This is a genomic window from Pseudomonas sp. E1MeOHC2 (assembly GCF_058745025.1).
Genome location: NZ_CP196675.1, coordinates 4,183,212 through 4,204,153, shown reverse-complemented (window position 1 = coordinate 4,204,153; position 20,942 = coordinate 4,183,212). Strand labels below are relative to the sequence as shown.

General features: G+C 65.3%; 22 protein-coding genes. 8 read left to right on the top strand and 14 right to left on the bottom strand.

Annotated elements, in window-relative coordinates; all coding sequences use genetic code 11:
- Window positions 1-70: 70 nt before the first annotated feature.
- The 4 genes from ACSSU5_RS19055 to ACSSU5_RS19040 are packed head-to-tail and all read left to right on the top strand — an operon-like array spanning window position 71 to window position 3,501.
- Window positions 71-1,759, top strand: a complete 1,689-nt coding sequence (locus ACSSU5_RS19055) for a copper resistance system multicopper oxidase (protein WP_492561340.1) — start codon at window positions 71-73, stop codon at window positions 1,757-1,759.
- Entirely contained in the window at window positions 1,752-2,621 is an 870-nt protein-coding gene (locus tag ACSSU5_RS19050; protein WP_492559502.1) for a copper resistance protein B, read from the top strand. Before ACSSU5_RS19055 ends, ACSSU5_RS19050 begins: the two co-directional genes overlap by 8 nt.
- A gap of 14 nt (window positions 2,622-2,635) precedes the next feature.
- Window positions 2,636-3,064 (top strand): DUF411 domain-containing protein, encoded by a 429-nt coding sequence (locus ACSSU5_RS19045; protein ID WP_264309473.1) that lies wholly within the window; start codon window positions 2,636-2,638, stop codon window positions 3,062-3,064.
- A complete protein-coding gene (locus ACSSU5_RS19040; protein ID WP_264309474.1) occupies window positions 3,064-3,501 on the top strand; it encodes a YqaA family protein in 438 nt (145 codons plus the stop codon). The genes ACSSU5_RS19045 and ACSSU5_RS19040 overlap by 1 nt, the downstream gene beginning before the upstream one ends.
- Window positions 3,502-3,543: 42 nt before the next feature.
- Here ACSSU5_RS19040 and zapE read toward each other — a convergent pair whose 3' ends face one another.
- The 4 genes from zapE to ACSSU5_RS19020 all read right to left on the bottom strand — a co-directional run bounded on the left by zapE (window position 3,544) and on the right by ACSSU5_RS19020 (window position 7,424).
- A complete protein-coding gene (zapE, locus tag ACSSU5_RS19035; RefSeq protein ID WP_492559501.1) occupies window positions 3,544-4,650 on the bottom strand; it encodes a cell division protein ZapE in 1,107 nt (368 codons plus the stop codon).
- 58 nt (window positions 4,651-4,708) lie between these two features.
- Window positions 4,709-5,857: a PQQ-dependent sugar dehydrogenase gene (locus ACSSU5_RS19030; RefSeq protein WP_492559500.1), complete on the bottom strand. Its 1,149-nt coding sequence runs from the start codon at window positions 5,855-5,857 to the stop codon at window positions 4,709-4,711.
- 22 nt (window positions 5,858-5,879) lie between these two features.
- The gene (locus ACSSU5_RS19025) at window positions 5,880-6,197 is read right to left on the bottom strand and encodes a hypothetical protein (RefSeq protein ID WP_264309477.1); all 318 of its coding nucleotides are present in this window, start codon (window positions 6,195-6,197) and stop codon (window positions 5,880-5,882) included.
- Between the two features lie 147 nt (window positions 6,198-6,344).
- Window positions 6,345-7,424, bottom strand: a complete 1,080-nt coding sequence (locus tag ACSSU5_RS19020; RefSeq protein WP_264309478.1) for an extracellular solute-binding protein — start codon at window positions 7,422-7,424, stop codon at window positions 6,345-6,347.
- A gap of 189 nt (window positions 7,425-7,613) precedes the next feature.
- Between ACSSU5_RS19020 and ACSSU5_RS19015 the strand changes: the two genes are divergently transcribed.
- On the top strand, window positions 7,614-8,099 hold the full coding sequence (locus tag ACSSU5_RS19015) for an LEA/WHy family protein (protein ID WP_264309479.1): 486 nt from the start codon (window positions 7,614-7,616) through the stop codon (window positions 8,097-8,099).
- Between the two features lie 9 nt (window positions 8,100-8,108).
- On the opposite strand, the gene ACSSU5_RS19010 is transcribed toward ACSSU5_RS19015, so the two are convergent.
- A complete protein-coding gene (locus tag ACSSU5_RS19010; RefSeq protein ID WP_027596578.1) occupies window positions 8,109-8,372 on the bottom strand; it encodes a hypothetical protein in 264 nt (87 codons plus the stop codon).
- Window positions 8,373-8,498: 126 nt separating this feature from the next.
- Between ACSSU5_RS19010 and ACSSU5_RS19005 the strand changes: the two genes are divergently transcribed.
- Entirely contained in the window at window positions 8,499-8,819 is a 321-nt protein-coding gene (locus ACSSU5_RS19005; RefSeq protein WP_264309480.1) for an ElaB/YgaM/YqjD family protein, read from the top strand.
- Window positions 8,820-8,854: 35 nt separating this feature from the next.
- Here the strand turns inward: ACSSU5_RS19005 and ACSSU5_RS19000 are convergent, their stop codons facing one another.
- Entirely contained in the window at window positions 8,855-9,472 is a 618-nt protein-coding gene (locus tag ACSSU5_RS19000; protein ID WP_027596580.1) for a MiaE family protein, read from the bottom strand.
- Between the two features lie 154 nt (window positions 9,473-9,626).
- Here ACSSU5_RS19000 and ACSSU5_RS18995 point away from each other — a divergent pair, with 154 nt between their 5' ends.
- A complete protein-coding gene (locus ACSSU5_RS18995; RefSeq protein ID WP_264309481.1) occupies window positions 9,627-10,490 on the top strand; it encodes a universal stress protein in 864 nt (287 codons plus the stop codon).
- Between the two features lie 95 nt (window positions 10,491-10,585).
- Here the strand turns inward: ACSSU5_RS18995 and ACSSU5_RS18990 are convergent, their stop codons facing one another.
- From ACSSU5_RS18990 to fepB, 7 genes are all read right to left on the bottom strand, one after another.
- Window positions 10,586-10,789, bottom strand: a complete 204-nt coding sequence (locus ACSSU5_RS18990; protein WP_264309482.1) for a formate dehydrogenase subunit delta — start codon at window positions 10,787-10,789, stop codon at window positions 10,586-10,588.
- Entirely contained in the window at window positions 10,786-13,665 is a 2,880-nt protein-coding gene (gene fdhF / locus ACSSU5_RS18985; protein WP_492559499.1) for a formate dehydrogenase subunit alpha, read from the bottom strand. The genes ACSSU5_RS18990 and fdhF overlap by 4 nt, the downstream gene beginning before the upstream one ends.
- Entirely contained in the window at window positions 13,662-15,221 is a 1,560-nt protein-coding gene (locus ACSSU5_RS18980) for a formate dehydrogenase beta subunit (RefSeq protein ID WP_492559498.1), read from the bottom strand. The genes fdhF and ACSSU5_RS18980 overlap by 4 nt, the downstream gene beginning before the upstream one ends.
- Window positions 15,215-15,697 (bottom strand): formate dehydrogenase subunit gamma, encoded by a 483-nt coding sequence (locus ACSSU5_RS18975; protein ID WP_264309485.1) that lies wholly within the window; start codon window positions 15,695-15,697, stop codon window positions 15,215-15,217. The genes ACSSU5_RS18980 and ACSSU5_RS18975 overlap by 7 nt, the downstream gene beginning before the upstream one ends.
- Window positions 15,698-15,963: 266 nt before the next feature.
- A complete protein-coding gene (locus tag ACSSU5_RS18970; protein WP_492559497.1) occupies window positions 15,964-17,010 on the bottom strand; it encodes a FecCD family ABC transporter permease in 1,047 nt (348 codons plus the stop codon).
- Window positions 16,998-17,990, bottom strand: coding sequence for a FecCD family ABC transporter permease (locus ACSSU5_RS18965; RefSeq protein WP_264309487.1), 993 nt, complete (start codon window positions 17,988-17,990; stop codon window positions 16,998-17,000). Before ACSSU5_RS18965 ends, ACSSU5_RS18970 begins: the two co-directional genes overlap by 13 nt.
- A gap of 53 nt (window positions 17,991-18,043) precedes the next feature.
- Window positions 18,044-18,937: a Fe2+-enterobactin ABC transporter substrate-binding protein gene (gene fepB / locus ACSSU5_RS18960; RefSeq protein ID WP_413470137.1), complete on the bottom strand. Its 894-nt coding sequence runs from the start codon at window positions 18,935-18,937 to the stop codon at window positions 18,044-18,046.
- 111 nt (window positions 18,938-19,048) lie between these two features.
- Here fepB and ACSSU5_RS18955 point away from each other — a divergent pair, with 111 nt between their 5' ends.
- The gene (locus ACSSU5_RS18955; RefSeq protein WP_264309488.1) at window positions 19,049-19,846 is read left to right on the top strand and encodes an ABC transporter ATP-binding protein; all 798 of its coding nucleotides are present in this window, start codon (window positions 19,049-19,051) and stop codon (window positions 19,844-19,846) included.
- A 252-nt stretch (window positions 19,847-20,098) separates the two neighbouring features.
- Here ACSSU5_RS18955 and ACSSU5_RS18950 read toward each other — a convergent pair whose 3' ends face one another.
- Window positions 20,099-20,920, bottom strand: coding sequence for an IclR family transcriptional regulator (locus ACSSU5_RS18950; RefSeq protein ID WP_264309489.1), 822 nt, complete (start codon window positions 20,918-20,920; stop codon window positions 20,099-20,101).
- Between the last annotated feature and the right edge of the window lie 22 nt (window positions 20,921-20,942).

Sequence of the window (20,942 nt, the reverse complement as noted above, 5' to 3'; positions counted from 1 at the left end):
TGCGCACCTCAGCTGGCTGACAGCCAGCAAAGCCCAACATCGTGGTTCTCTCGCATGAGGCCACGCCATGTTGCGCAACCCCTCCCGTCGTACCTTCGTCAAAGGCCTGGGCGCCGCCACCACGCTGGTGGGCCTGGGGCTGTGGCGGCCATTGGCCCAGGCCGCCGATGGCCGCGACCTGGTCGGCCAGCACTTCGAGCTGTTCATCGGCCAGACCCCCGTGAACATCACCGGCCGCCCGCGCACCGCGCTGACCGTCAACAACAGCCTGCCCGGCCCGCTGCTGCGTTGGCGCGAAGGCGACACCGTGACCCTGCGCGTGCGCAATCACCTGGCGCAGGCCACCTCGATCCATTGGCACGGGATCATCCTGCCCGCCAACATGGACGGCGTGCCGGGCCTGAGCTTCGCCGGTATCGAGCCCGGTGGGGATTATCTGTACCAGTTCACCCTGCGCCAGAGCGGCACCTACTGGTACCACAGCCACTCCGGGCTGCAGGAACAGGCCGGGGTGTATGGGGCGATTGTCATTGAGCCCCGCGTACCCGAGGCGCATACGTATCAGCGTGACCATGTGCTGTTACTTAGCGACTGGTCGGACCAGACCCCTGAACAGCTGCTGGCGACCCTGAAGAAGCAGTCTGACGCCTTCAATTACCACAAGCGCACGCTCGGTGACTTCATCGACGACGTGGCCGACAACGGCTGGGGCACTACCGTCGCCGAGCGCATGCGCTGGGCACGCATGCGCATGAGCCCCACGGACCTGGCCGATGTCAGCGCAGCCAGCTACACCTACCTGCTCAACGGCCAGCCGCCGGACGGCAACTTCACTTGCCTGTTCCAGCCGGGCGAAACCGTGCGCCTGCGGCTGATCAATGCCTCAGCCATGACCTATTTCGACTTTCGCATCCCCGGCCTGAAACTGACGGTGATCGCCGCCGACGGCCTGCCGGTAACAGCCGTGACCGTGGACGAACTGCGCATCGCCGTGGCCGAAACCTACGACGTGCTGGTGACCGTCGGCGACCTGCCCGCCTACACCCTGTATGCCCAGAGCATGGACCGCAGCGGCTACGCGCGCGGCACCCTGGCCCGCGCCAACGGCTTGCGGGCGCCCGTGCCGCAACCTGACCCTCGGCCCGTGCTGAGCATGGCCGACATGGGCCACGGCGCCATGGCGGGCATGGACCACGGCAACATGGCCGGCATGGATCATTCCGCCATGGCGGCCATGCAACAACACCCGCCCAGCGAAACCGACAACCCGCTGGTGGACATGCAGACCATGGCGCCACGCCCCAACATCGCCGACCCTGGCATCGGCCTGCGTGACAACGGCAGGCGGGTGCTGACCTACGCCGACCTGCGCAGCCCCTACCCCGACCCCGATGGCCGCGAGCCCTCGCGCGACATCGAGCTGCACCTCACCGGCCACATGGAGCGCTTTGCCTGGTCGTTCGACGGGGTCAAGTTCAGCGATGCCGAACCACTGCGCCTGGCCTACGGCGAGCGGGTGCGCATCACCCTGGTCAACGACACCATGATGACCCACCCCATCCATCTGCATGGCATGTGGAGCGACCTGGAAGACGAGCACGGGCGTTTTCTGGTGCGCAAACACACCGTCGACATCCCGCCTGGCAGCCGCCGCACCTACCGGGTCACTGCCGACGCCCTGGGCCGCTGGGCCTACCACTGCCATTTGCTCTACCACATGGAGACCGGCATGTTCCGCGAGGTACGCGTCGATGAATGAGCTCAACAACCGCCGCCTCCTCACCGGCGTGGCCCTGCTGGCGCTGCTCGCCAGTGAGCGTGCCATGGCCGCCGGCATGCAGCACATGGGCCACGGCGCCATGCCCATGGACCACAGCCAGATGAACCACAGCACGCCGCCTGCGCAGCAACCGCGCACGCCACTGCCGGTGATCAGCGACGCCGACCGCCGCGCAGCCTTCCCGCCGCTGCCAGGGCACCAGGTGCACGACCGTGCGCTGAACGGCGCGGTGATCGTCGACCAGCTGGAATACCAGCACTTCGACGGCAGCAGCGCGATGAACTGGAACGCCAGCGCCTGGGTGGGCGGCGATATCGACCGCCTGTGGCTGCGCAGCGAAGGTGAACGCGAGCAGGGCAAGACGCACAAGGCCGAACTGCAGGCGCTCTGGGGCCACGCCATCAGCCCCTGGTGGGAACTGGTCGGCGGCCTGCGCCAGGACTTCAAGCCGGCCAGCGGGCAGGCCTGGGCAGCCTTCGGCATCCAGGGCACGCCGCTGTATGGCGTTGAGCTGGAGGCCACCGCCTATGTCGGCGAGCGGCAACAGACCGCGCTGCGCCTGGAAGCCGCTTACGCTATGCTGCTGACCAACCGCTGGATACTCGAACCCACCCTGGAAGCCAACCTGTTCGGCCGCAACGATGCGCGTCGTGAGCAAGGCACGGGGCTGGCCGACAGCGAGATCGGCCTGCGCCTGCGCTATGAGATCAGCCGTGGTTTTGCGCCCTACGTCGGGGTCAGCTTCAACCGCTTGCACGGCGTGCGCGCCGACCAGGCCCGCGAAGACGGCGATGACACCCGCCAGACCCGCCTGGTGGCCGGTATCCGCCTGCGATTTTAAAGGAGTGTTTCACCATGCTGCGCAAACACCTGCTCACCTTCGGCCTGCTGGCCGTCACCGGCCTGGCCCAGGCCGCCGAGACCATCGACGTCTACCGCGACCCCAATTGCGGCTGCTGCAAGGCCTGGATCAGCCACTTGCGCGACAATGGCTTTACCGTCAACGACCACGTCGAACCCAACATGAGCGCCGTCAAGCAACGCCTGGGCGTGGCGCCACGCCTGGCCTCGTGCCACACCGGGGTCATCGACGGCAAGTTCGTCGAAGGCCACGTGCCGGCCGAACAGGTCCGCTTGCTGGCCAAGCGCGATGACCTCAAGGGCCTGGCCGTACCCGGCATGCCCATGGGCTCGCCGGGCATGGAAATGGGTGACCACAAAGACGCCTATCAGGTCATCGGAGTGACCCAGGATGGCAAGGACACCGTGGTCGCCAACTACTGATGCTCAGCGAATGGGCGCTGTTCCTCAGCGCCTTCGGCGCCGCCACCCTGCTGCCACTGCAATCGGAGGCCGTACTGGTCGGCTTGCTGCTGCGCCAGCCCGACGCCTGGGCCACCTTGTTGCTGGTGGCCACCCTGGGCAATGTGCTCGGTTCGGTGGTCAACTGGCTATTGGGCCGGGCCATCGAGCACCTGCGTGACAAGCGTTGGTTCCCGTTCAGCGCCAGCCAGCTCGAACGCGCCCAGCAGCGCTACCAGCGCTGGGGGCAGTGGTCGCTGCTATTGAGCTGGATGCCCGTGATCGGCGACCCGCTGACCCTGATCGCGGGGATCATGCGGGAGCCGTTCTGGCGCTTCTTGCTGCTGGTGACCCTGGCCAAGGCAGGCCGTTACGCCGTGGTGGCGATGATCACCCTGGGCTGGTTTCACGCCTGGTAACACCTCTGCCGTTTCAGGGGCTCAACTCAGATCACTGTGGGGCTAACCGAAGCGCTGCAACTGCATCTCGCGCAAGCGGCTCAGGGTGCGTTGGTACGGGAACGCCAGGTACCCTTGGGTATAAAGCGCGTCAAGCGGCACCTGCGCCTCCAGGTACAACGCCACCCGCCGGTCGTAGCACTCGTCGACCAGGGCGATGAACCGGCGCACGGCATCGTCCTTGGGCGACAGCGCCGGCAGTTCACGGTCCCCAGCCGCGACCCGCGCCGCACCATCCTCGGTACCACGGGCGATGCGGCCGGCCCGTTGTTCGCCGCCCAGCGCAGGCACGCCCTCCAGCAGAATCGACGGGAAACGGTCACACAGGGCCATGAACTCCATCGCCGCCAGGGGCTGCTCGCAGAGGTCGGCAAAACGGCACCAGATGGCCTGTTCACTACGCCGGATGACCGCTATCTGCCGTGAGCCAATGGCCAATGGCTGATCGCTACCGGGGTCCGCCGGGCTGAGTTGGCGGAACACCTCACCAAGTGCCCCTTGCGCACCGGGTTCAGCCACCCAGTACCGCTGCCGCTCAGCGCCCGGGTGCAGGCGATGGTCCTGCTCGCCAGCCACGGGCAGCACCTGCATGTGCCGTTCGATGGCGCCAATCGCGGGCAGGAAGCGGTCACGGTTGAAGCCATCGCGGTAGAGCTGGTCTGGCGGCTGGTTGGAGGTGGCGACGATCACCACGCCCTGATCGAACAGCACCTGGAACAGGCGGCCGAGGATGATCGCATCACCGATGTCATTGACGAACAATTCGTCGAAGCACAGCACGCGTATCTCCCGGGCCAGCTCACGGGCCAGGGCCAGCAGCGGGTCAGCGGTGCCGTTGAGCTGGAACAGCCGCTGGTGCACCCAAGCCATGAAATGGTGAAAGTGCTGGCGCCGGCTGGGGTGCTGCAGGCAGCGGTGGAACTGGTCCATCAGCCAGGTCTTGCCCCGGCCGACCGGGCCCCACAGGTAGATGCCCTGGGCTGGGCGGCCATGTTCAATCGCCTCGAAACAGGCCTGCAACGCGTTGACTGCGCGGGCCTGAGCGGGGTCATGGACATAGCCGTGGTCGGCCAGGGCTTGTTGGTAGAGGGTTTGCGGGTCTGAGGTCATGCGGCATTATCGGTAGCGGCTCTAGCGCCGGCAAGCCGACCCTGCCCCGGTCGGTGCATCAATCTGCGCCCAGCCCCACTTTCAACACCGCCCCGTCCTTGTCATCGGTCAACACGTACAGATACCCATCCGGCCCCACCCGCACATCACGGATACGGGCCTTGAGGTCCCCCAGCAAGCGCTCTTCGTGCACGACCTTGTCGCCATCGAGCTGCAGACGGATCAACTCCTGGGTAGCCAGTGCACCAATGAACAGGTTGTGGTCCCAGCCCTTGAATGTCGGGCTGTCGTAGAACGCCATGCCGCTGATGCCGGGGGACTTTTCCCAGACATGGTGCGGGTCGACCATGCCGTCCACATGCTTGCCCTTGGCCTCCGGGATCGGCAACAACGAGTAGTTGATGCCGTGGGTGGCGACCGGCCAGCCGTAGTTCTTGCCGGGCTGTGGAATGTTGATCTCGTCGCCGCCACGCGGGCCGTGTTCGTGGGTCCAGAGCTTGCCGGTCCAAGGGTTGAGCGCCGCACCCTGCTGATTGCGGTGGCCAAATGACCAGATCTCGGGCCGCACGTTGTCCTTGCCGACAAAGGGGTTGTCCTTGGGCACTTCGCCGTCGGGCAGGATACGCACGATCTTGCCTTGCAGCTTGTCGAGATCCTGGGCAGTCGGGCGCTGGTTGTTCTCGCCCAGGGCGACGAACAGATAACCGTCCCGGTCGAACACCAGGCGCGAACCGAAGTGGTTGCCCACCGACAGCTTGGGCTGTTGGCGGAAGATCACGGTGAAGTTTTCCAGCCGCGCACGGTCCTCGGACAACTGGCCGCGACCGACCGCCGTGCCGGCCTTGCCGTCATTGCCCGCCTCGGCATAAGACAGGTAAACAGTACGATCCTGGCCGAACTCCGGCGACAACACCACGTCCAGCAAACCGCCCTGCCCTTCGGCCCAGACCTGAGGTACACCACTGATGGGCGGGCCGACCTTACCTTCGGCGTTCACCACCCGCAGGTTGCCGGGGCGCTCGGTGACCAGCATGTCCTTGCCGCCCGGCAGAAAAGCCAGTGCCCAAGGGTTGCGCAAGCCATCGGCTACGGTGCTGACGGTCAACTGCCCCTGCTCGCTGGGGAACTGCTGTTCGGAGGCCGCGTGCGCCAACAAAGGCAGCAGCGCGGCAGCGGTCAGGGTGGTCAGCCAGGTAGCTCTGGTCATGCAGGATTCCTTTCGAGGGGGCTCATGGCGCGCGTGGGTTATCGCGCGGTGGCCGGGTGGGTTCCAGATGGGGGGCTTGCTGTTGGCGACGCAGATTGTCGCCGTTGCCAATGCCGCGGTTGTCCAGCGTCGGCGTGCGCTGGTAGGGGTCGGTCGAAGGCCCCCGCACCGGCGGTGTGGCCGGCATGCTGCCTTGGCGGCTATTGGGGTTGGCACGCTGGATCGGGCTGTTGTACGGGTTGTTGTTGCTGGCAGCGAGCTGCAATGGCGCAACAGGCGCGGCGTGCGCGGGCAGGCACAACGCCAGGCCGATGGCCAGGATTGGTAGGGTCAGGTTCATGCTTCACCTCCTGTACGAAATGCCGCGCCTTGTGCGTTGGATAGCCTAAGGCGCGAGGGGTTCGCGGCAAAAGTGTGAAAGCGGCTGGAGATAATTCCTGATGTTTCAGTATGGACCCTAGGGGGCTGCTACGCAGCCCCGGCAGGCTCACTGGCCGCTGCGAAAAGCCATCCACAGACGGTTGCGTTGGCGCAGGTCGGCCAGCGCCATGCTGCGGTCGGCATACAGGCGTTCACGCACCTGGGCGGGGGGATAGATGTCCGGGTCGTTGCGCACAGCATCGTCCACCAAGGGAGTGGCCGCTTCGTTGGCATTGGCGAAGAACAGCGTGTTGGTCAGTGCGGCGACCGAGTCCGGCCTGAGCATGAAGGCGATGAACGCCCGGGCCGCTTCGGGGTGCGGCGCATCCTTGGGGATGACCAGGTTGTCCTGCCAGACCAGGGTGCCTTCCTGGGGAATGCGGTAGATCAGCTCGAAGGGTTTGCCAGCCCGGCGGGCCTGATCGGCGGCCATGGCCGCATCGCCGTTGTACGTCAACGCCAGGCACACACTGCCATTGGCCAGGTCACTGATCTGGCGGCCGTTGGCGACGTAGCGGATGGAAGGCTGCAGCTGGTTCAGCAGCTTTTGCGCCGCGTCCAGGTCGGCCTTGTTTTGGCTGTAAGGGTCTTTGCCCAGGTAGTTCAAGGTCAGGCCGATCACTTCCTGTGGCGAGTCAGGCATGGCGATGCCGCAGTCCTTCAGGCGGCTGGCGTATTCCGGTTTGAACAACAGGTCGAGGCTATCGAGCGGCACATCCCCCAGGCGCTGGCGTACTGCCTCAACGTTCACCCCAAGGCCCAGGGTGCCCCAGGTATAAGGCACTGCGTAGCGGTTGCCAGGGTCGGCTTCGGCGAGTTTGGCCAGCAGGTCCTTGTCGAGGTTGGCATAGCCCGGCATGGCCTGGGCATCGAGCGGCTGCAGGGCATTGGCCTTGAGTGCCCGGGCCAGAACGGTCGATGACGGCACCACCACGTCATAGCCGCTACCCCCGGTCAGCAGCTTGGTTTCCAGCACCTCGGTGGTGTCGAAGGTGTCGTAGCGTACCTTGTAGCCGGTTTCCCGTTGAAAACGCTGAAGGGTTTGCGGGGCGACATAGTCGGCCCAACTGTAGAGGTTGACGACCTTTTCCTCGGCTTGCAGCGGCAAGGCCAGAAACACGGACAGCAGGCACAGCGATCGACGCATGACGAACACCTCGACAAGGGGAGCTGTCCGTCACTGTAGCCCAAGGGTTTCAGGATGCGGCAATCCGTAAGCCATGCTCCAGGTCAGTGTGTAGGTGCGCCCTTGATAGCCATACCGATACGGCCACTTTCAACGCCGGTGAGCATTTGCCACACTGGTCGTTGAATTCTCCTGCCAAGGTTGCACCCCATGACTGCCTGTTTGCGCCGCTGTACCCGCTGGTTCCTGGTACTGCTGATGGCTTACGGCCTCAGTGCCTGCGCGTTGTTCCAGGCACGCGACCCACTCAACATCAGCGTGATTGGCATCGAGCCGCTGCCTGGGCAGGAGCTGGAACTGCGCATGGCGGTGAAAATACGCGTGCAAAACCCCAACGAAACCCCGATCGACTACAACGGCATTGCGCTCGACCTGCAGGTGAATGGCCAGCCGCTGGCCGCCGGTGTGAGTGATCAGCAGGGCCATATAGGCCGTTTCGACGAGGCGGTGCTCGTGGTGCCGGTGAGCGTTACCGCGTTCTCCTTCCTGCGCCAGGCCTATGGCCTGGGCCAGCGCAATTCGCTGCAAGGGCTACCCTATGTACTGCGCGGCAAACTGGCCGGTGGGTTACTGGGCACCGTACGCTTCACCGATGAGGGTACGCTGGACCTGCCCAAGGCAGCCGGCACTTACTGATAGAGGGCCTCAGCGATTGCTGTTGGCGGCGGCCATCATCTTGTTGACTTCACTGCGCACCATGCTGGCGTATTCAGGCGGCGACATGGCCTCAAGCTCAGCCCGTACCCATTCCGCCCACTTGCCTTTGCGCCGTGGCTTTTCGGAGATAAGGCGGGCGGCTTCGCCCTTGGCCTTGCCCAGGTTGCTCTGCCACAGTTCGAACAACCGCGCCTTCTCTGCCTCGATCTGCGCCCGTTCCTCGAAGCTCTTGTTGGCCAGATTGAAACTCATGAAGGTACCTGCCTGTTGAAAATGGCCGCTATCTTACACCGTAGCGACGCGTCTTCGGAAAGCCGGCGCAACTTTCCCGACGCAGCGGCATCCATTGTTCACCCCCCCATTGACGAGGATGAGTTCATGGCCCGAAAAAACGCCGCACAAGCTGCCAGCGATCAGATCAAGGATCAGGTCTTCAGCGAACTGCAGTCTTTGATCGAAGAATCCGAGAAGCTGCTCAACGACAGCGCTGCCCTGGTGGGCGAAGAGGCTGAAACACTACGCGCGCAAGTCGGCCTCAAGCTGCGCCAGGCGCGCGAGGCTGCGAGCAACGTGCGTAGCAAGGCGCAACCCGTGGTGGAAGCCACCCAGGAGTACATCGGCGGCCACCCTTGGCAGACCGTGGCAGTGTCCGCAGGCTTCGGCCTGGTGATTGGTCTGTTGCTGGGCCGCCGTTACTAGGTACGGCTAACGGCTGTAGTGCCGCCTGATACGTTTCAGGCGGCCTGCGCCATTGGAATGCCACTGTGAAAGCGCAGTTCCTGGTCCGGTGACTGGATCAGTTCGGCTTCTGCCTCGCGTACCAGTTCAACCCTGCGGGCGATGTCCGCTTCTTCGCCATACTGATGGGCCAGCTTCAGATAGCCCTGGTAGTGGCGCGCCTCACTCTTCAACAGCCCGTGGTAGAAAGTGCCCAGCTCTTCATCCAGGTGCGGCACCAATGCGGCAAAACGCTCGCAACTGCGTGCTTCGATGAACGCCCCCACCACCAAGGTATCGACCAGCTTGACCGGCTCGTGGGCGCGCACCAGGCGGCGCAGCCCGGAGGCATAACGCCCCGCCGACACCGGCCGCAGCGGTACGCCCCGGCGCTTCATCAGGCGCAGCACCTGCTCATGGTGCACCAGCTCTTCACGGGCCAGGCGCGACATCATGTTGATCAGGTCCAGGTGCGTGTTGTACTTGGCGATCAGGCTCAGGGCGGTGCTGGCGGCCTTGAACTCGCAGTTCTTGTGGTCGATCAGCAGGGTTTCCTGGTCGGCAAGTGCCGCTTCGATCCAGGCATCTGGGGTCGGGCAGCCAAGAAAGGCGTCGATTTCGGGGATCAAGGACATAAGCGTGCAACCAGACAGAACAGGCAGGGCCGGCGATTATACCGGCGGCAACCGGCAGCGCCAGTGACTATGCTTGATGTACATCAAGCGGCGACGGGTGAGACGCCGACTATAGTCAGGCATTGGTCGCCATCTTTGAAGGGAGCTCACGCCCATGCAAGACGTCCGCAGCATCCTCGTCGTCCTCGACCCCGCACATGCCCACAGCCGGGCCTTGACCCGTGCCAAGCTGATCGCGGGCGTGACCGGCGCGCGCCTGCACCTGTTGATGTGTGACAAAAAGCAGGATCACAGTGCGTTGCTCAGCCTGCTGAGCAGCCAGTTGCACGATGACGGATACGACAACGTCACCCATGAGGCAGCCTGGCGTGACAACCTGCACGACACCATCATCTATGTGCAGCAGGCCGAGGGCTGCGAGCTGGTGATCAAAGAGCATCGGCCGGACAACCCGCTGAAAAAGGCCCTGCTGACGCCCAGCGACTGGAAGCTGTTGCGCTTGTGCCCCAGCGCCGTACTCATGGTGAAAAGCGAGCGGCCGTGGACGGGTGGGGTGATTCTGGCGGCCGTGGATGTCGGCAACCAGGATGACGACCACCGCCTGTTGCACGCGAGCATCATCGACCATGGCTATGCCATTGCGGGGCTGGCCAAAGGTGAGCTGCATGTCATCAGTGCACACCCCTCCCCCATGCTGTCGGCGTCGGACCCGGCCTACCAGCTCAGCGAAACCATCGCCGAGCGCTACCGCGAAGCCTGCAACGCGTTCAAGGCCGAGTACGACATCAGCGATGAGCGCCTGCATGTCGCCGAGGGCCCGGCAGATGTGCTGATTCCGTTTACCGAGAAAAAATACGACGCGGTGGTGACGGTGATCGGCACAGTGGCTCGCACGGGTATTTCCGGGGCCTTGATTGGCAATACCGCAGAAGTGGTGCTCGATTCGCTCGAAGGTGATGTGCTGGTGCTCAAGAGCGACCAAGCGATTGCCCACCTGACGGAGCTGGCCCGGGGTTAGATGTAGCACAGCATCGCCATGTACCTGTAGAAGCGGCCTTGCCGGGGCCCCGGCAAGGCCGCTCCTACAGGTTCAGCGCCAAGCTACACGTCACCTCAAGCCAGCGCTTCGCGCACCTTCGGGTCCAACCCCTCCCCTGCATTGGCCTCGATCCATTCCAGCAACTGCCGGCGCATCGCCGGCGTCCAGAAGCTTTGCATGTGCTGCCTCACCCCTTGCACCGCCAACTGCCGGTTCGGTTCGCTGTCAAAATAGTGGGCAATCTGGTTGGCCATCTTGACCAGGTTGTCACTGCTCATCGGCGCACCTCGGCTTTCTCTTGCTGTTCGGCAGTACGGCGCTCCTTGAGCAGGCGGCGCTGTTCGTCACTGAAGTCCTGGTAGCGTTTCTGCCATTCAGACGGGTGGAACACTTTCACCACTTCCACCGCCGTGACCTTGTACTCAGGGCAGTTGGTGGCCCAGTCGGAGTTGTCGGTGGTGATCACGTTGGCCCCCGACTCGGGGAAGTGGAACGTGGTATACACCACCCCCGGCGCCACCCGTGCACTGACCTTGGCACGCAGCACCGTCTGCCCGGCGCGGCTGCCGATACCCACCCAGTCGCCATCGCGGATACCACGGCTTTCAGCATCGGTCGGGTGCAGCTCCAGGCGGTCGGCGTCATGCCAGGCGACGTTGCCGGTGCGGCGGGTCTGGGCGCCGACGTTGTACTGACTGAGGATACGCCCGGTGGTCAGCAGCAGCGGGTAGCGGCTGTTGACCTTCTCGTCGGTGGGCACGTAGCCGGTGAGCATGAAGCGCCCCTTGCCGCGCACGAACTGATCGATATGCATGGTCGGCGTGCCATCGGGCGCTGCATCGTTGCACGGCCACTGCAGGCTGCCATGGCGGTCGAGTTCGGCGTAGCTGACGCGGTGGAAGGTCGGTGTCAAGCGCGCGATCTCGTCCATGATCTCGGCCGGGTGGCGGTACTGCATCGGGTAGCCCAAGGCGTTGGCCAAGGCCACTGTCGCTTCCCAGTCCGCCTTGCCGGCCAACGGTTCCATGACCTTGCGCACCCGCGAGATCCGGCGCTCGGCGTTGGTGAAGGTGCCGTCCTTTTCAAGGAACGAGCTGCCCGGCAGGAACACATGGGCGAACTTGGCCGTCTCGTTAAGGAAGATGTCCTGCACCACCACACACTCCATGGCCAGCAAGGCGGCCGTAACGTGCTGGGTGTTGGGGTCGCTCTGGGCGATGTCCTCGCCTTGGCAGTACAGCGCCTTGAAGCTGCCATCCAGGGCCGCCTCGAACATGTTGGGAATACGCAGGCCCGGATCAGGCTGCAAGGTCACGCCCCAGGCTCGCTCGAACTCGGCGCGCACGCCTTCATTGGAGATATGCCGGTAGCCGGGCAGCTCATGCGGGAACGAGCCCATGTCGCACGAGCCCTGCACGTTGTTCTGCCCACGCAGCGGGTTCACCCCTACCCCTTCACGGCCAATGTTGCCGGTGGCCATGGCCAGGTTGGCGATGCCCATCACGGCGGTGCTGCCCTGGCTGTGCTCGGTGACACCCAGGCCGTAGTAGATGGCCGCGTTGCCACCGGTGGCGTACAGCCGCGCTGCTGCGCGGATCTGCTCGGCAGGCACGCCACAGACTGGGCCGAGCACTTCTGGTGCGTTTTCTGGCAGGCTGACGAAGTCGCGCCAGCGGGCGAAGTCCTCGGTCTCGCAGCGGGCGTCGATAAAGCGCTGGGCCAGCAAACCCTCGTTGACGATCACATGGGCCAAGGCGTTGAGCATGGCCACGTTGGTGCCTGGGCGCAGTTGCAGGTGCAGTTCGGCACGGGCGTGGGGCGAGTCAACCAGGTCGATGCGCCGTGGGTCGATGACAATCAACCGCGCACCCTGGCGCAGGCGGCGCTTGAGCTGCGAGCCAAACACCGGGTGGGCATCGGTGGGGTTGGCACCGATCACCAGAACCACATCGGCCTGCATCACCGAATCGAAGCTCTGCGTGCCCGCCGACTCCCCGAGGGTCTGCTTGAGGCCATAGCCCGTGGGCGAATGGCACACCCGTGCGCAGGTGTCGACGTTGTTGTTGCCAAACGCCGTGCGCACCAGTTTCTGCACCAGGTAGGCTTCTTCGTTGGTGCAGCGGCTGGAGGTGATGCCGCCGATCGAATCACGCCCGTACTTGAGCTGGATGCGGCGGAACTCGCTGGCAGCGTAGGTCACCGCTTCGTCCCAGCTGACTTCCTGCCACGGGTCTTCGAGGCGCTTGCGGATCATGGGTTTGGTGATGCGGTCCGGGTGGGTGGCATAGCCCCAGGCGAAGCGGCCTTTGACGCAGGCGTGGCCGTGGTTGGCGCCGCCGTTCTTGTCCGGGACCATGCGCACCAGCTGGTCGCCCTTCATTTCGGCGCGGAACGAGCAACCGACACCACAGTAGGCGCAGGTGGTAATGACCGCACGTTCGGGTTGGCCGAGCTGCACCAGGCTTTTTTCGGTCAGGGTCGCGGTCGGGCAGGCCTGCACGCAAGCGCCGCACGACACGCACTCCGAGGCCAGGAAGTTGTCCCCCCCGGCGGCCGCTACCCGCGAGTCGAAGCCGCGCCCGGTGATGGTCAGGGCGAAGGTGCCCTGGATGTCTTCACAGGCGCGCACGCAGCGGCTGCAGACGATGCACTTGCTCGGCTCATAGTCAAAATACGGGTTGGAAACGTCTTTCTTCTCGGCCAGGTGATTGGCGCCGTCGTAGCCGTAGCGGACCTCGCGCAGGCCAACCTGGCCGGCGACGGTCTGCAGCTCGCAGTTGCCGTTGGCCGAGCAGGTCAGGCAGTCGAGCGGGTGATCGGAGATGTACAGTTCCATTACATTGCGCCGCAGCCCCGCCAAGCGCGGGGTTTCGGTACGCACCACCATGCCTTCGCTGACCGGGGTGGTGCACGACGCGGGGTAGCCGCGCATGCCTTCGATTTCCACCATGCACATGCGGCACGAGCCGAACGCTTCAAGGCTGTCGGTGGCGCACAGTTTGGGAATACTGGTGCCGAGCATGGCGGCGGCGCGCATGACCGAGGTACCGGCAGGCACGCTGATGGCTCGGCCATCGATGTTCAGGCTGACCTGCACCTCACTGTCGCGTGCAGGGGTGCCAAGGTCGATCTCGGGGTCGAAGAAATTGATCACTGCGCGGCCTCCGTGTGGGTCAGCCCGAAATCGGCGGGGAAGTACTTGAGCGCGCTGGCCACCGGATAGGCGGTCATCCCGCCCATGGCGCACAGCGAGCCGTACTGCATCGTGTCGCACAGGTCGCGCAGCAGCAGGGCCTGGTCGTGGCGTTCGGTGAAATCGGTGGTGGCGATCAGCCGGTCCACTACCTCCATGCCACGGGTCGAGCCGATGCGGCACGGGGTGCATTTGCCGCAGGATTCCTCGGCGCAGAACTGCAGGGCAAAGCGCGCCATGCTGGCCATGTTCAGGGTGTCGTCGGCCACCACTACACCGCCGTGGCCGAGCATCGCGCCGATGGCGGCGAAGGCTTCATAGTCCAGCGGCGTGTCGAAGTGGCTGGGCGGCACCCAGGCGCCGAGCGGGCCACCGACTTGCGCGGCCTTCAGCGTTCGGCCGCTGGCGGTACCGCCACCGTAGCCTTCCACCAGCTCGCGCAGGGTCAAGCCGAACGCACGCTCCACCAGGCCACCGTGGCGGACATTGCCCGCCAGCTGGAAGGGCATGGTGCCCAGCGAACGGCCCATGCCGAAATCGCGGTAGAACGCCGCGCCCTTGGCCAAAATGATCGGCACCGAAGCCAGGGTGAGCACGTTGTGCACCAGGGTCGGCAAGCCAAACAGGCCCTGCAGGGCCGGCAGTGGTGGCTTGGCACGGACGATCCCGCGCTTGCCTTCGATGGACTCCAGCAGCGCGGTTTCTTCGCCACAGATATAAGCGCCAGCGCCGACCCGGACTTCCAGGTCGAACGCCTTGCCGCTGCCGACCACGTTCACACCGAGGTAACCGGCGTCACGGGCAATGGCAAAGGCCTGGTCGAGCACGCGAATGGCGTCCGGGTATTCCGAGCGCACGTAGATGTAGCCTTTGTCGGCCCCCACGGCGAGGCCGGCGATGATCATGCCTTCGATGAGCAGGAAGGGGTCACCCTCCATCAGCATGCGGTCGGCGAACGTACCGGAGTCGCCTTCGTCGGCGTTGCAAACCACGTACTTCTGCCCGCCCCCGGCATCGCGCACGGTGCGCCACTTGATACCCGCCGGGAACGCAGCACCACCCCGGCCACGCAGGCCAGAATCGAGTACCGCAGCGACCACCTCGGCACCGTCCAGCGCCACGGCGTGCTCCAGCCCTGCAAACCCGCCGTGGGCGCGGTAGTCGTCCAGCGACAACGGCCGGGTCACGCCAGCGCGGGCGAACAGCAGGCGTTGCTGGGACTTCAGATAAGGGATCTCTTCAACCGGCCCCAAGGCCAGCGGATGGTCGTGGGGTTGGGCTGCCAACGCATCGAGCAGCGCCGGCACATCGTCCGGGCTGACCGGGCCGAAACCCTGGCGCCCTTGTGCGCTTTCGCATTCGATCAGCGGCTCCAGCCAGTACAGGCCACGCGAACTGGTGCGCTGGATATCGACCGCCAACTGCCGGCGCTCGGCCTCGCGCTGCACGGCCTCGGCAACCTGGTCGGCACCCACGGCACGGGCCACCGAATCGCAGGGGATGTACACCTTCAGCATGCTTCGCCCTCCAAACAACCGTTCACCAGGGCACGCAGGCGCTCAGGGGTGAGGCGCGCGTGCAGTTGGCCGTCCAGTTCCAGCGCGGGCGAGCAGGCGCAGGCGCCCAGGCAATACACCGGGCGCAGGCTGATGGCGCCGTCGGCGCTGGTACCATGGTCGTCCAGCGCCAGCTGATCACGCAGTTGCGCGGCCAGGGCTTCGGCGCCACGGCTCTGGCACGACTCGGCCCGGCACAGGCGCAGGGTATGGCGTGCCGGCGCCGTGGTGCGGAAATCGTGGTAGAAGCTGATCACCCCGCGCACCTCGGCCAGGCTGAGGTTCAGGGCATGGGCAATTTCGGGGACAGCGGCATCGGGGACGAAGCCGATGGCTTGCTGGATAGCGTGAAGGATCGGCAGCAACGCGCCGGGGGTGTCCTTTTCACGGGCCAGGATGCTGTGGATCAAAGGCAGGTGGAGCAGTTCATCAGGCATACAGCGGACCTCGGCATCACGGACCCTGCCTGCGCTGTGGTTGGGGCAGGTGTCCGGCGTGTTCTGCTGCGGCGTGCCGGCCACGTCACGGTTGCGTGGTGTCGGCAGCCTCCTTGCCCAGGGCCGTGCGTCTACGCGCACTGGTCCGAGAGCATCCTGCAAGCATGGCACTTGTGGCGCCGGAGGGTTGCATGCGAACGACCAGGCGCATCCTGAAACCGACCAGCTGGCGATTCATGATTGCCAGAGGTGATCGGGGGCCGCGCCTACACTGACCGCTTACGTTGAGCAGTGATCAACCATAGCAGGTACCCACCACCCAGCACCCCAGTCACCAGCCCGACCGGCAACTGCGCCGTGGCCGCCAGGCGCTGGCTCAGCCAGTCGGCGACCAACAGCAAGGCCGCCCCCATCAAGGCGGCGCACACCAGCGGCGCGCCTGCCGTACGCGTCAGCCGCCGGGCCAATTGCGGCCCCGCCAGGGCAATGAACGCAATCGGCCCGGCAGCGGCAGTGGCAATGGCCGTCAGCCCCACAGCGGCGAGCACCAGCACCAGGCGCGAACGCCCCACCGCTACCCCCAGCTGGCTGGCCGTGTTATCGCCCATTTCCAGCAGCGCCAGTTCACGGCCATGCAGCAGTGCTAACGGCAGTATCAGCACCAGGCCCAATGCTGCAGGGACGACATGCGCCCAGGTCCGGGTGTTGAGCGAGCCGGCCAGCCACAACTGGGCAAACAGCGCCTGATCAAGGTCGCCTGTAACTAACAACAGTTGGTTCAAGCCGGACAGCGTGGCGCCCATGCCAATCCCCACCAGCACCAACCGGTAGCCCTCGCTGCCATGCCCCCGGCGCGCCAGGAGTAAAACCAGCAGCGCCGTGAGCATGCCCGCCGCCACCGCCGCCAACGCCGTGGCCAACGGGCCTGCGTCGAACAAGATGATCTGCACGATGGCACCGCTCGCCGCGCCGGTGGTAAAGCCGATGACATCGGGCGAGCCCAGGGCATTGCGGGCAATCGACTGGAAGATCGCCCCGGCCATGCCCAGCGCCGCACCCACCAACAGGCCGGTGAGCACCCGTGGCAGGCGCACCCGCGTGACGATGCGCTGGGTCATGTCGTTGTCCCCCTGCCCCAGCAGGCTGGCCAGCACCTGCCCGGCGCCTATCGGCAGGCTGCCAGTACCCAGCAGCACAATCGCCAACCCCAGCACCAACAGCAACAACGCACTGCCGACCAGCACCGCCCGGGGGCTGAAACGCACACTGCACGGCCCACACCTGAGCACCCGTGGAGTAGTCAGAGCTGACATAAACGAAACCTGCTTATCAACACGATGAATGCCGGCCCACCCAGCAACAACGCCAGGGTCCCGGCCGCCAGTTCTGCCGGCGCGACGAGCACGCGGCCCAGCAGGTCGGCGCCCAGCAGCAGCAATGCTGCAATCAGCGCCGCATAGGGCAGCATGCGCCGGTAGTCCGGGCCGACCAACAAGCGCGCAAGGTGCGGGGCGACCAAGCCGATGAAACCAATCGGCCCCGCGATAGCCGTAGCGCTGCCGGCCAACAGCATCAGCGCGACGCAGGCAAGCGCCCAGGTCAGGCGCACGTTCACCCCCAACGCCCGGCCCAGGTCCCGGCCCAGTGCCAGGGCGTTGAGCTGCGGCATGAGCGCCGCCGCCAGGACCAATCCCAGGGCAATGGCCAGGGTTGGCCACAACAATGCAGCGGTACTGCTGCCGGCCAGCGAGCCTGCGGCCCAATGGCGGAAGTGGTCATAGACTTGCGGTGGGGTGTTGAGCACGACGATACCGGTCAGCGACGCCAGCAGCATCGTCAGCCCGGCCCCGGCCAGTACCAGGCGCACGGGGTTGCTGTCATTGGCGCCGGCCTGGCCCAGCAGGAACACCGCGATGCCGGCAACACCGGCGCCCAGGAAGGCCAGCAAGATGTACTGCCCGACCTGCGTCAGGCCAAACAGCGCGACCCCCAGGATGACCGCCAGCGCAGCGCCAGCATTGACGCCCAACAACCCTGGCTCGGCCAGCGGGTTGCGCGTCAGGGCCTGCATCAAGGTGCCCGCCGCCCCCAGTGCCAGCCCCGCCAACAGGGCCACCAAGGTACGCGGCACCCGCAACTCACGCACGATCAGGTGCTGATCATTCTGCAGGTCGGGCTGGTACAGGGCGTCGAACACCACATTCATGGCAATCGGGTGCGAGCCGATCAACAAGCTGGCCAACGCTGCCACAAGCAACACCAGCACGCCCACCAGCAGGCCCTGGCGCGGCATGCCACGCACCCAGCCAGCAGCCCCTACGGGTTGGGTCGTCAGGTTATGCATGATCAGCGGAAGTAGCCGGCGACGGTATCGAGCATCTGCCGCCCGGAGTAGTAGTCGATGCGAAACGAGCTAGGCCCCAGCGGGTAAACCCGCTGATGCTGCACCGCCGGCAGGTTGGCCAACACCGGGTCGCTGCGAAACGCCTGGGCATCGCTGTCATCGGCACTCAGCAGGAACACGTCGGCATCGCCAATCGCGGCGGCGAGGTTCTCGCGGGAAATGAACTGGAACTCGGTGGAGCGGATCACCTGCCCGGCCATCGCCTCGGGCAGCTCGCGCACCTGGAAACCGAGCGCCGTGAGCAGCCGCGCCTGCGGGCTGATGGCACGCCCAATGGAGTAACTGCCCCCGATGTTGTAGCCGACCAGCATCACTGGCCGCGGCGAAGGGTGCAGGCGCGCAGCGGTTTCACGGGTGTAGTCATCGAAACGCTGGATCACCTCCTGCGCTTGGCGTTGCAGCCCGGTTTGCGCGCCCAGCTCGGTGGCCAGCGCCTGCCAGGACTGATTGGAATAGTTCACGACCAGCGTGGCGATGCCCTGGGCGCGGAGCTCGGCCAGGTGTGGCGCGGCACTGTCGGCCCCGGTGGCGGATACCACCAGCAGGTCTGGCGCACTGGCCACCACCGCTTCGATGTCGAACTGCAGGTTGCGGTACAGCACCTGCACATCGCGCTGGTCCGCCACCGTCGCCCATTGCGAGAAGTAGCCCTTGCCATCGGTCAGGCGGCTGGGCGTGGCCGCCGCGCTGGCCACCAGCGGCGCATTCATCGCCAAAAGGATGCCGGTAACACTCGGCGTGGTGGACACAATGCGCGTGGGCGCGGCCGCCACCCAAGGGCCAAACAGCATCAGGGCAACTGCGGTCAGTGCTGCGCAAACACGTAAAGGCTTCATCGACTGGCTTCGCTCGAAGGGAATCAAGGTGCGCATGATAATACTTCTCATGCAGTTAATTCCATCATGTAGAATCCATTCCGCAAATTACAGACTTGCCAAGGACCTTCGATGAGCTCTCGCCTGCATGCCCGTGCATTGACCCTGCGCCGCGACACCCGAACGCTGTCGCACGACCTGTCGCTGGAAATCGAGGATGGCGCCTTTACCGTCATCGTCGGCCCCAACGCATGCGGTAAATCGACCCTGCTGGCGGCACTGGCGCGGTTGCTGGCCCCCAGCTGCGGCCACGTATTGCTCGATGGCCAGGACATCCAGCAACGCCCCGCCAAAGACGTCGCCCGGCGCCTGGCCTTGCTGCCCCAGAGCGCCACAGCGCCCGATGGCATCAGTGTCGCCGAGCTGGTCGCACGCGGCCGCTACCCCCATCAGAGCCTGTGGCGGCAGTGGTCGAAGGCCGATGAATACGCCGTGCAGCAGGCGATGCGCGCGACGGGTATCGAAGCGCTTGCCGAACGCCCGCTACAGGCATTGTCGGGCGGCCAGCGCCAGCGTGTGTGGATTGCCATGGTGTTGGCCCAGGACACGCCGATCCTGCTGCTCGACGAGCCCACCACCTACCTGGACATCGCGCACCAGTTCGAGCTGCTGGAGCTGCTGCGCGAACTGAACCAACAAGGCCGCACCATCGTGGCCGTATTGCACGACCTCAACCAGGCCTGCCGCTACGCAAGCCACCTGGTAGCCATGCGCGACGGCGCGATCGTGGCACAGGGTGCGCCAAACGAAATCTTCACTGAAGCGCTGGTGCAGCGCGTGTTCGGGCTTTCGGCGCTGATCATCGAAGACCCGGTCAGCGGCACCCCGCTGCTAGTGCCGCGCGGGCGGAGTGAGCCTGCGTTGGCATAAGCGGTGCCTGTAGGAGTTCACTGGCATTGTGGGAGCAACCGTCTTGTTCGAATCTCTAAAGACGGCACGACCCTGTGGGAGCGGGCTTGCCCCGCGAACACCGGCGAAGCCGGTGCCATGCACCGCGTAGCCCCATTCGCGGGACAAGCCCGCTCCCACAATGCCCCATGTCAATGCCCCATGGCTTTAGAACATTGAGCAAGGCAGTTGCTCCTACACGACCCCCGCTAAATCAATAAATGATGGTGTGCTCTAAGCAGGCGGCAGCACCGGCGCCGGGGCGCCGAGCATGCGGCCACCGGTGGCCTGGTTGACCAGCCCGGCCTCATGGAACAGCGCCTGGCGGTCTTCAGGCGCGCGCAACTGCCCAAGGTCAGTGACCGTGGTCATCGCGCAGACGATTTCCTGCTGCGCATCGAACACCGGTGCGGCCTGCCCGGTCACGCTCGACAGCAAGTGGCTGGTCAGCTCGGCCCAGCAATGCTGACGAATCTGCTCCAGCACCTTGGCACTGGGTGGGGTGCCGCGAAAATGCGCCGGCTGCAACTTGCGCGCGGCATCGATCGTGGCCTTGGGCAGAAATGCCTGGAACACCAAGCCGCACGCCGTATTGTCGATCGGCAGGATGTCGCCCAGGGCCAAGGGGTTGATCGAGAAATACGCACTGCGGTACCAGCGCACCAGGGTCGGGCCACGATCAGTCCAGATCGCCACCCCGCCGCTGGCCGCATGCCGTTGCGCCAGGGCCTTCATGTGCTGGGCGGCGATGTCCACCGCATCCACCCGTTTCAGGGCGCCAATGCCGATACTCAGGGCCGCCGGGCCGAGGTCGTACAGCGCGCTGGCCGGGTCCTGCCTGGCCAGCCCTTCTTTGACCAGGCTCTGCAGATAGCGATGCGCCGTGGAACCACCGGTGCCGGTACGGCGGGCGACCTCGCCCAGGCTCAATTCACTCTCGGCATTGGCCAGCACATTCAGAAACCGCGCAGCAATCGACACCGACTGGATGGTGCCAGATCGCTTCTCGCCGGGGCTCTCCGGCTCCGCATCGGCAGGGGACTGCAAAGTGTTCAACGGGGCTATCTCCTCATTTCTG

What these genes read in the sequence shown, in the direction of transcription:
- ACSSU5_RS19005 (WP_264309480.1), top strand. Translation starts at nt 8,499, where the DNA reads ATGGCCCGAAAAAACGCCGCACAAGCTGCCAGCGATCAGATCAAGGAT.
- fepB (WP_413470137.1), bottom strand. Translation starts at nt 18,937, where the DNA reads ATGAAGCCTTTACGTGTTTGCGCAGCACTGACCGCAGTTGCCCTGATG.
- ACSSU5_RS19025 (WP_264309477.1), bottom strand. Translation starts at nt 6,197, where the DNA reads ATGAACCTGACCCTACCAATCCTGGCCATCGGCCTGGCGTTGTGCCTG.
- ACSSU5_RS19000 (WP_027596580.1), bottom strand. Translation starts at nt 9,472, where the DNA reads ATGTCCTTGATCCCCGAAATCGACGCCTTTCTTGGCTGCCCGACCCCA.
- ACSSU5_RS19040 (WP_264309474.1), top strand. Translation starts at nt 3,064, where the DNA reads ATGCTCAGCGAATGGGCGCTGTTCCTCAGCGCCTTCGGCGCCGCCACC.
- ACSSU5_RS18970 (WP_492559497.1), bottom strand. Translation starts at nt 17,010, where the DNA reads ATGTCAGCTCTGACTACTCCACGGGTGCTCAGGTGTGGGCCGTGCAGT.
- ACSSU5_RS19045 (WP_264309473.1), top strand. Translation starts at nt 2,636, where the DNA reads ATGCTGCGCAAACACCTGCTCACCTTCGGCCTGCTGGCCGTCACCGGC.
- ACSSU5_RS18980 (WP_492559498.1), bottom strand. Translation starts at nt 15,221, where the DNA reads ATGCTGAAGGTGTACATCCCCTGCGATTCGGTGGCCCGTGCCGTGGGT.
- ACSSU5_RS18955 (WP_264309488.1), top strand. Translation starts at nt 19,049, where the DNA reads ATGAGCTCTCGCCTGCATGCCCGTGCATTGACCCTGCGCCGCGACACC.
- ACSSU5_RS18975 (WP_264309485.1), bottom strand. Translation starts at nt 15,697, where the DNA reads ATGCCTGATGAACTGCTCCACCTGCCTTTGATCCACAGCATCCTGGCC.
- ACSSU5_RS19015 (WP_264309479.1), top strand. Translation starts at nt 7,614, where the DNA reads ATGACTGCCTGTTTGCGCCGCTGTACCCGCTGGTTCCTGGTACTGCTG.
- ACSSU5_RS19050 (WP_492559502.1), top strand. Translation starts at nt 1,752, where the DNA reads ATGAATGAGCTCAACAACCGCCGCCTCCTCACCGGCGTGGCCCTGCTG.
- ACSSU5_RS19020 (WP_264309478.1), bottom strand. Translation starts at nt 7,424, where the DNA reads ATGCGTCGATCGCTGTGCCTGCTGTCCGTGTTTCTGGCCTTGCCGCTG.
- ACSSU5_RS18990 (WP_264309482.1), bottom strand. Translation starts at nt 10,789, where the DNA reads ATGAGCAGTGACAACCTGGTCAAGATGGCCAACCAGATTGCCCACTAT.
- ACSSU5_RS19030 (WP_492559500.1), bottom strand. Translation starts at nt 5,857, where the DNA reads ATGACCAGAGCTACCTGGCTGACCACCCTGACCGCTGCCGCGCTGCTG.
- ACSSU5_RS18965 (WP_264309487.1), bottom strand. Translation starts at nt 17,990, where the DNA reads ATGCCGCGCCAGGGCCTGCTGGTGGGCGTGCTGGTGTTGCTTGTGGCA.
- ACSSU5_RS18995 (WP_264309481.1), top strand. Translation starts at nt 9,627, where the DNA reads ATGCAAGACGTCCGCAGCATCCTCGTCGTCCTCGACCCCGCACATGCC.
- ACSSU5_RS19010 (WP_027596578.1), bottom strand. Translation starts at nt 8,372, where the DNA reads ATGAGTTTCAATCTGGCCAACAAGAGCTTCGAGGAACGGGCGCAGATC.
- zapE (WP_492559501.1), bottom strand. Translation starts at nt 4,650, where the DNA reads ATGACCTCAGACCCGCAAACCCTCTACCAACAAGCCCTGGCCGACCAC.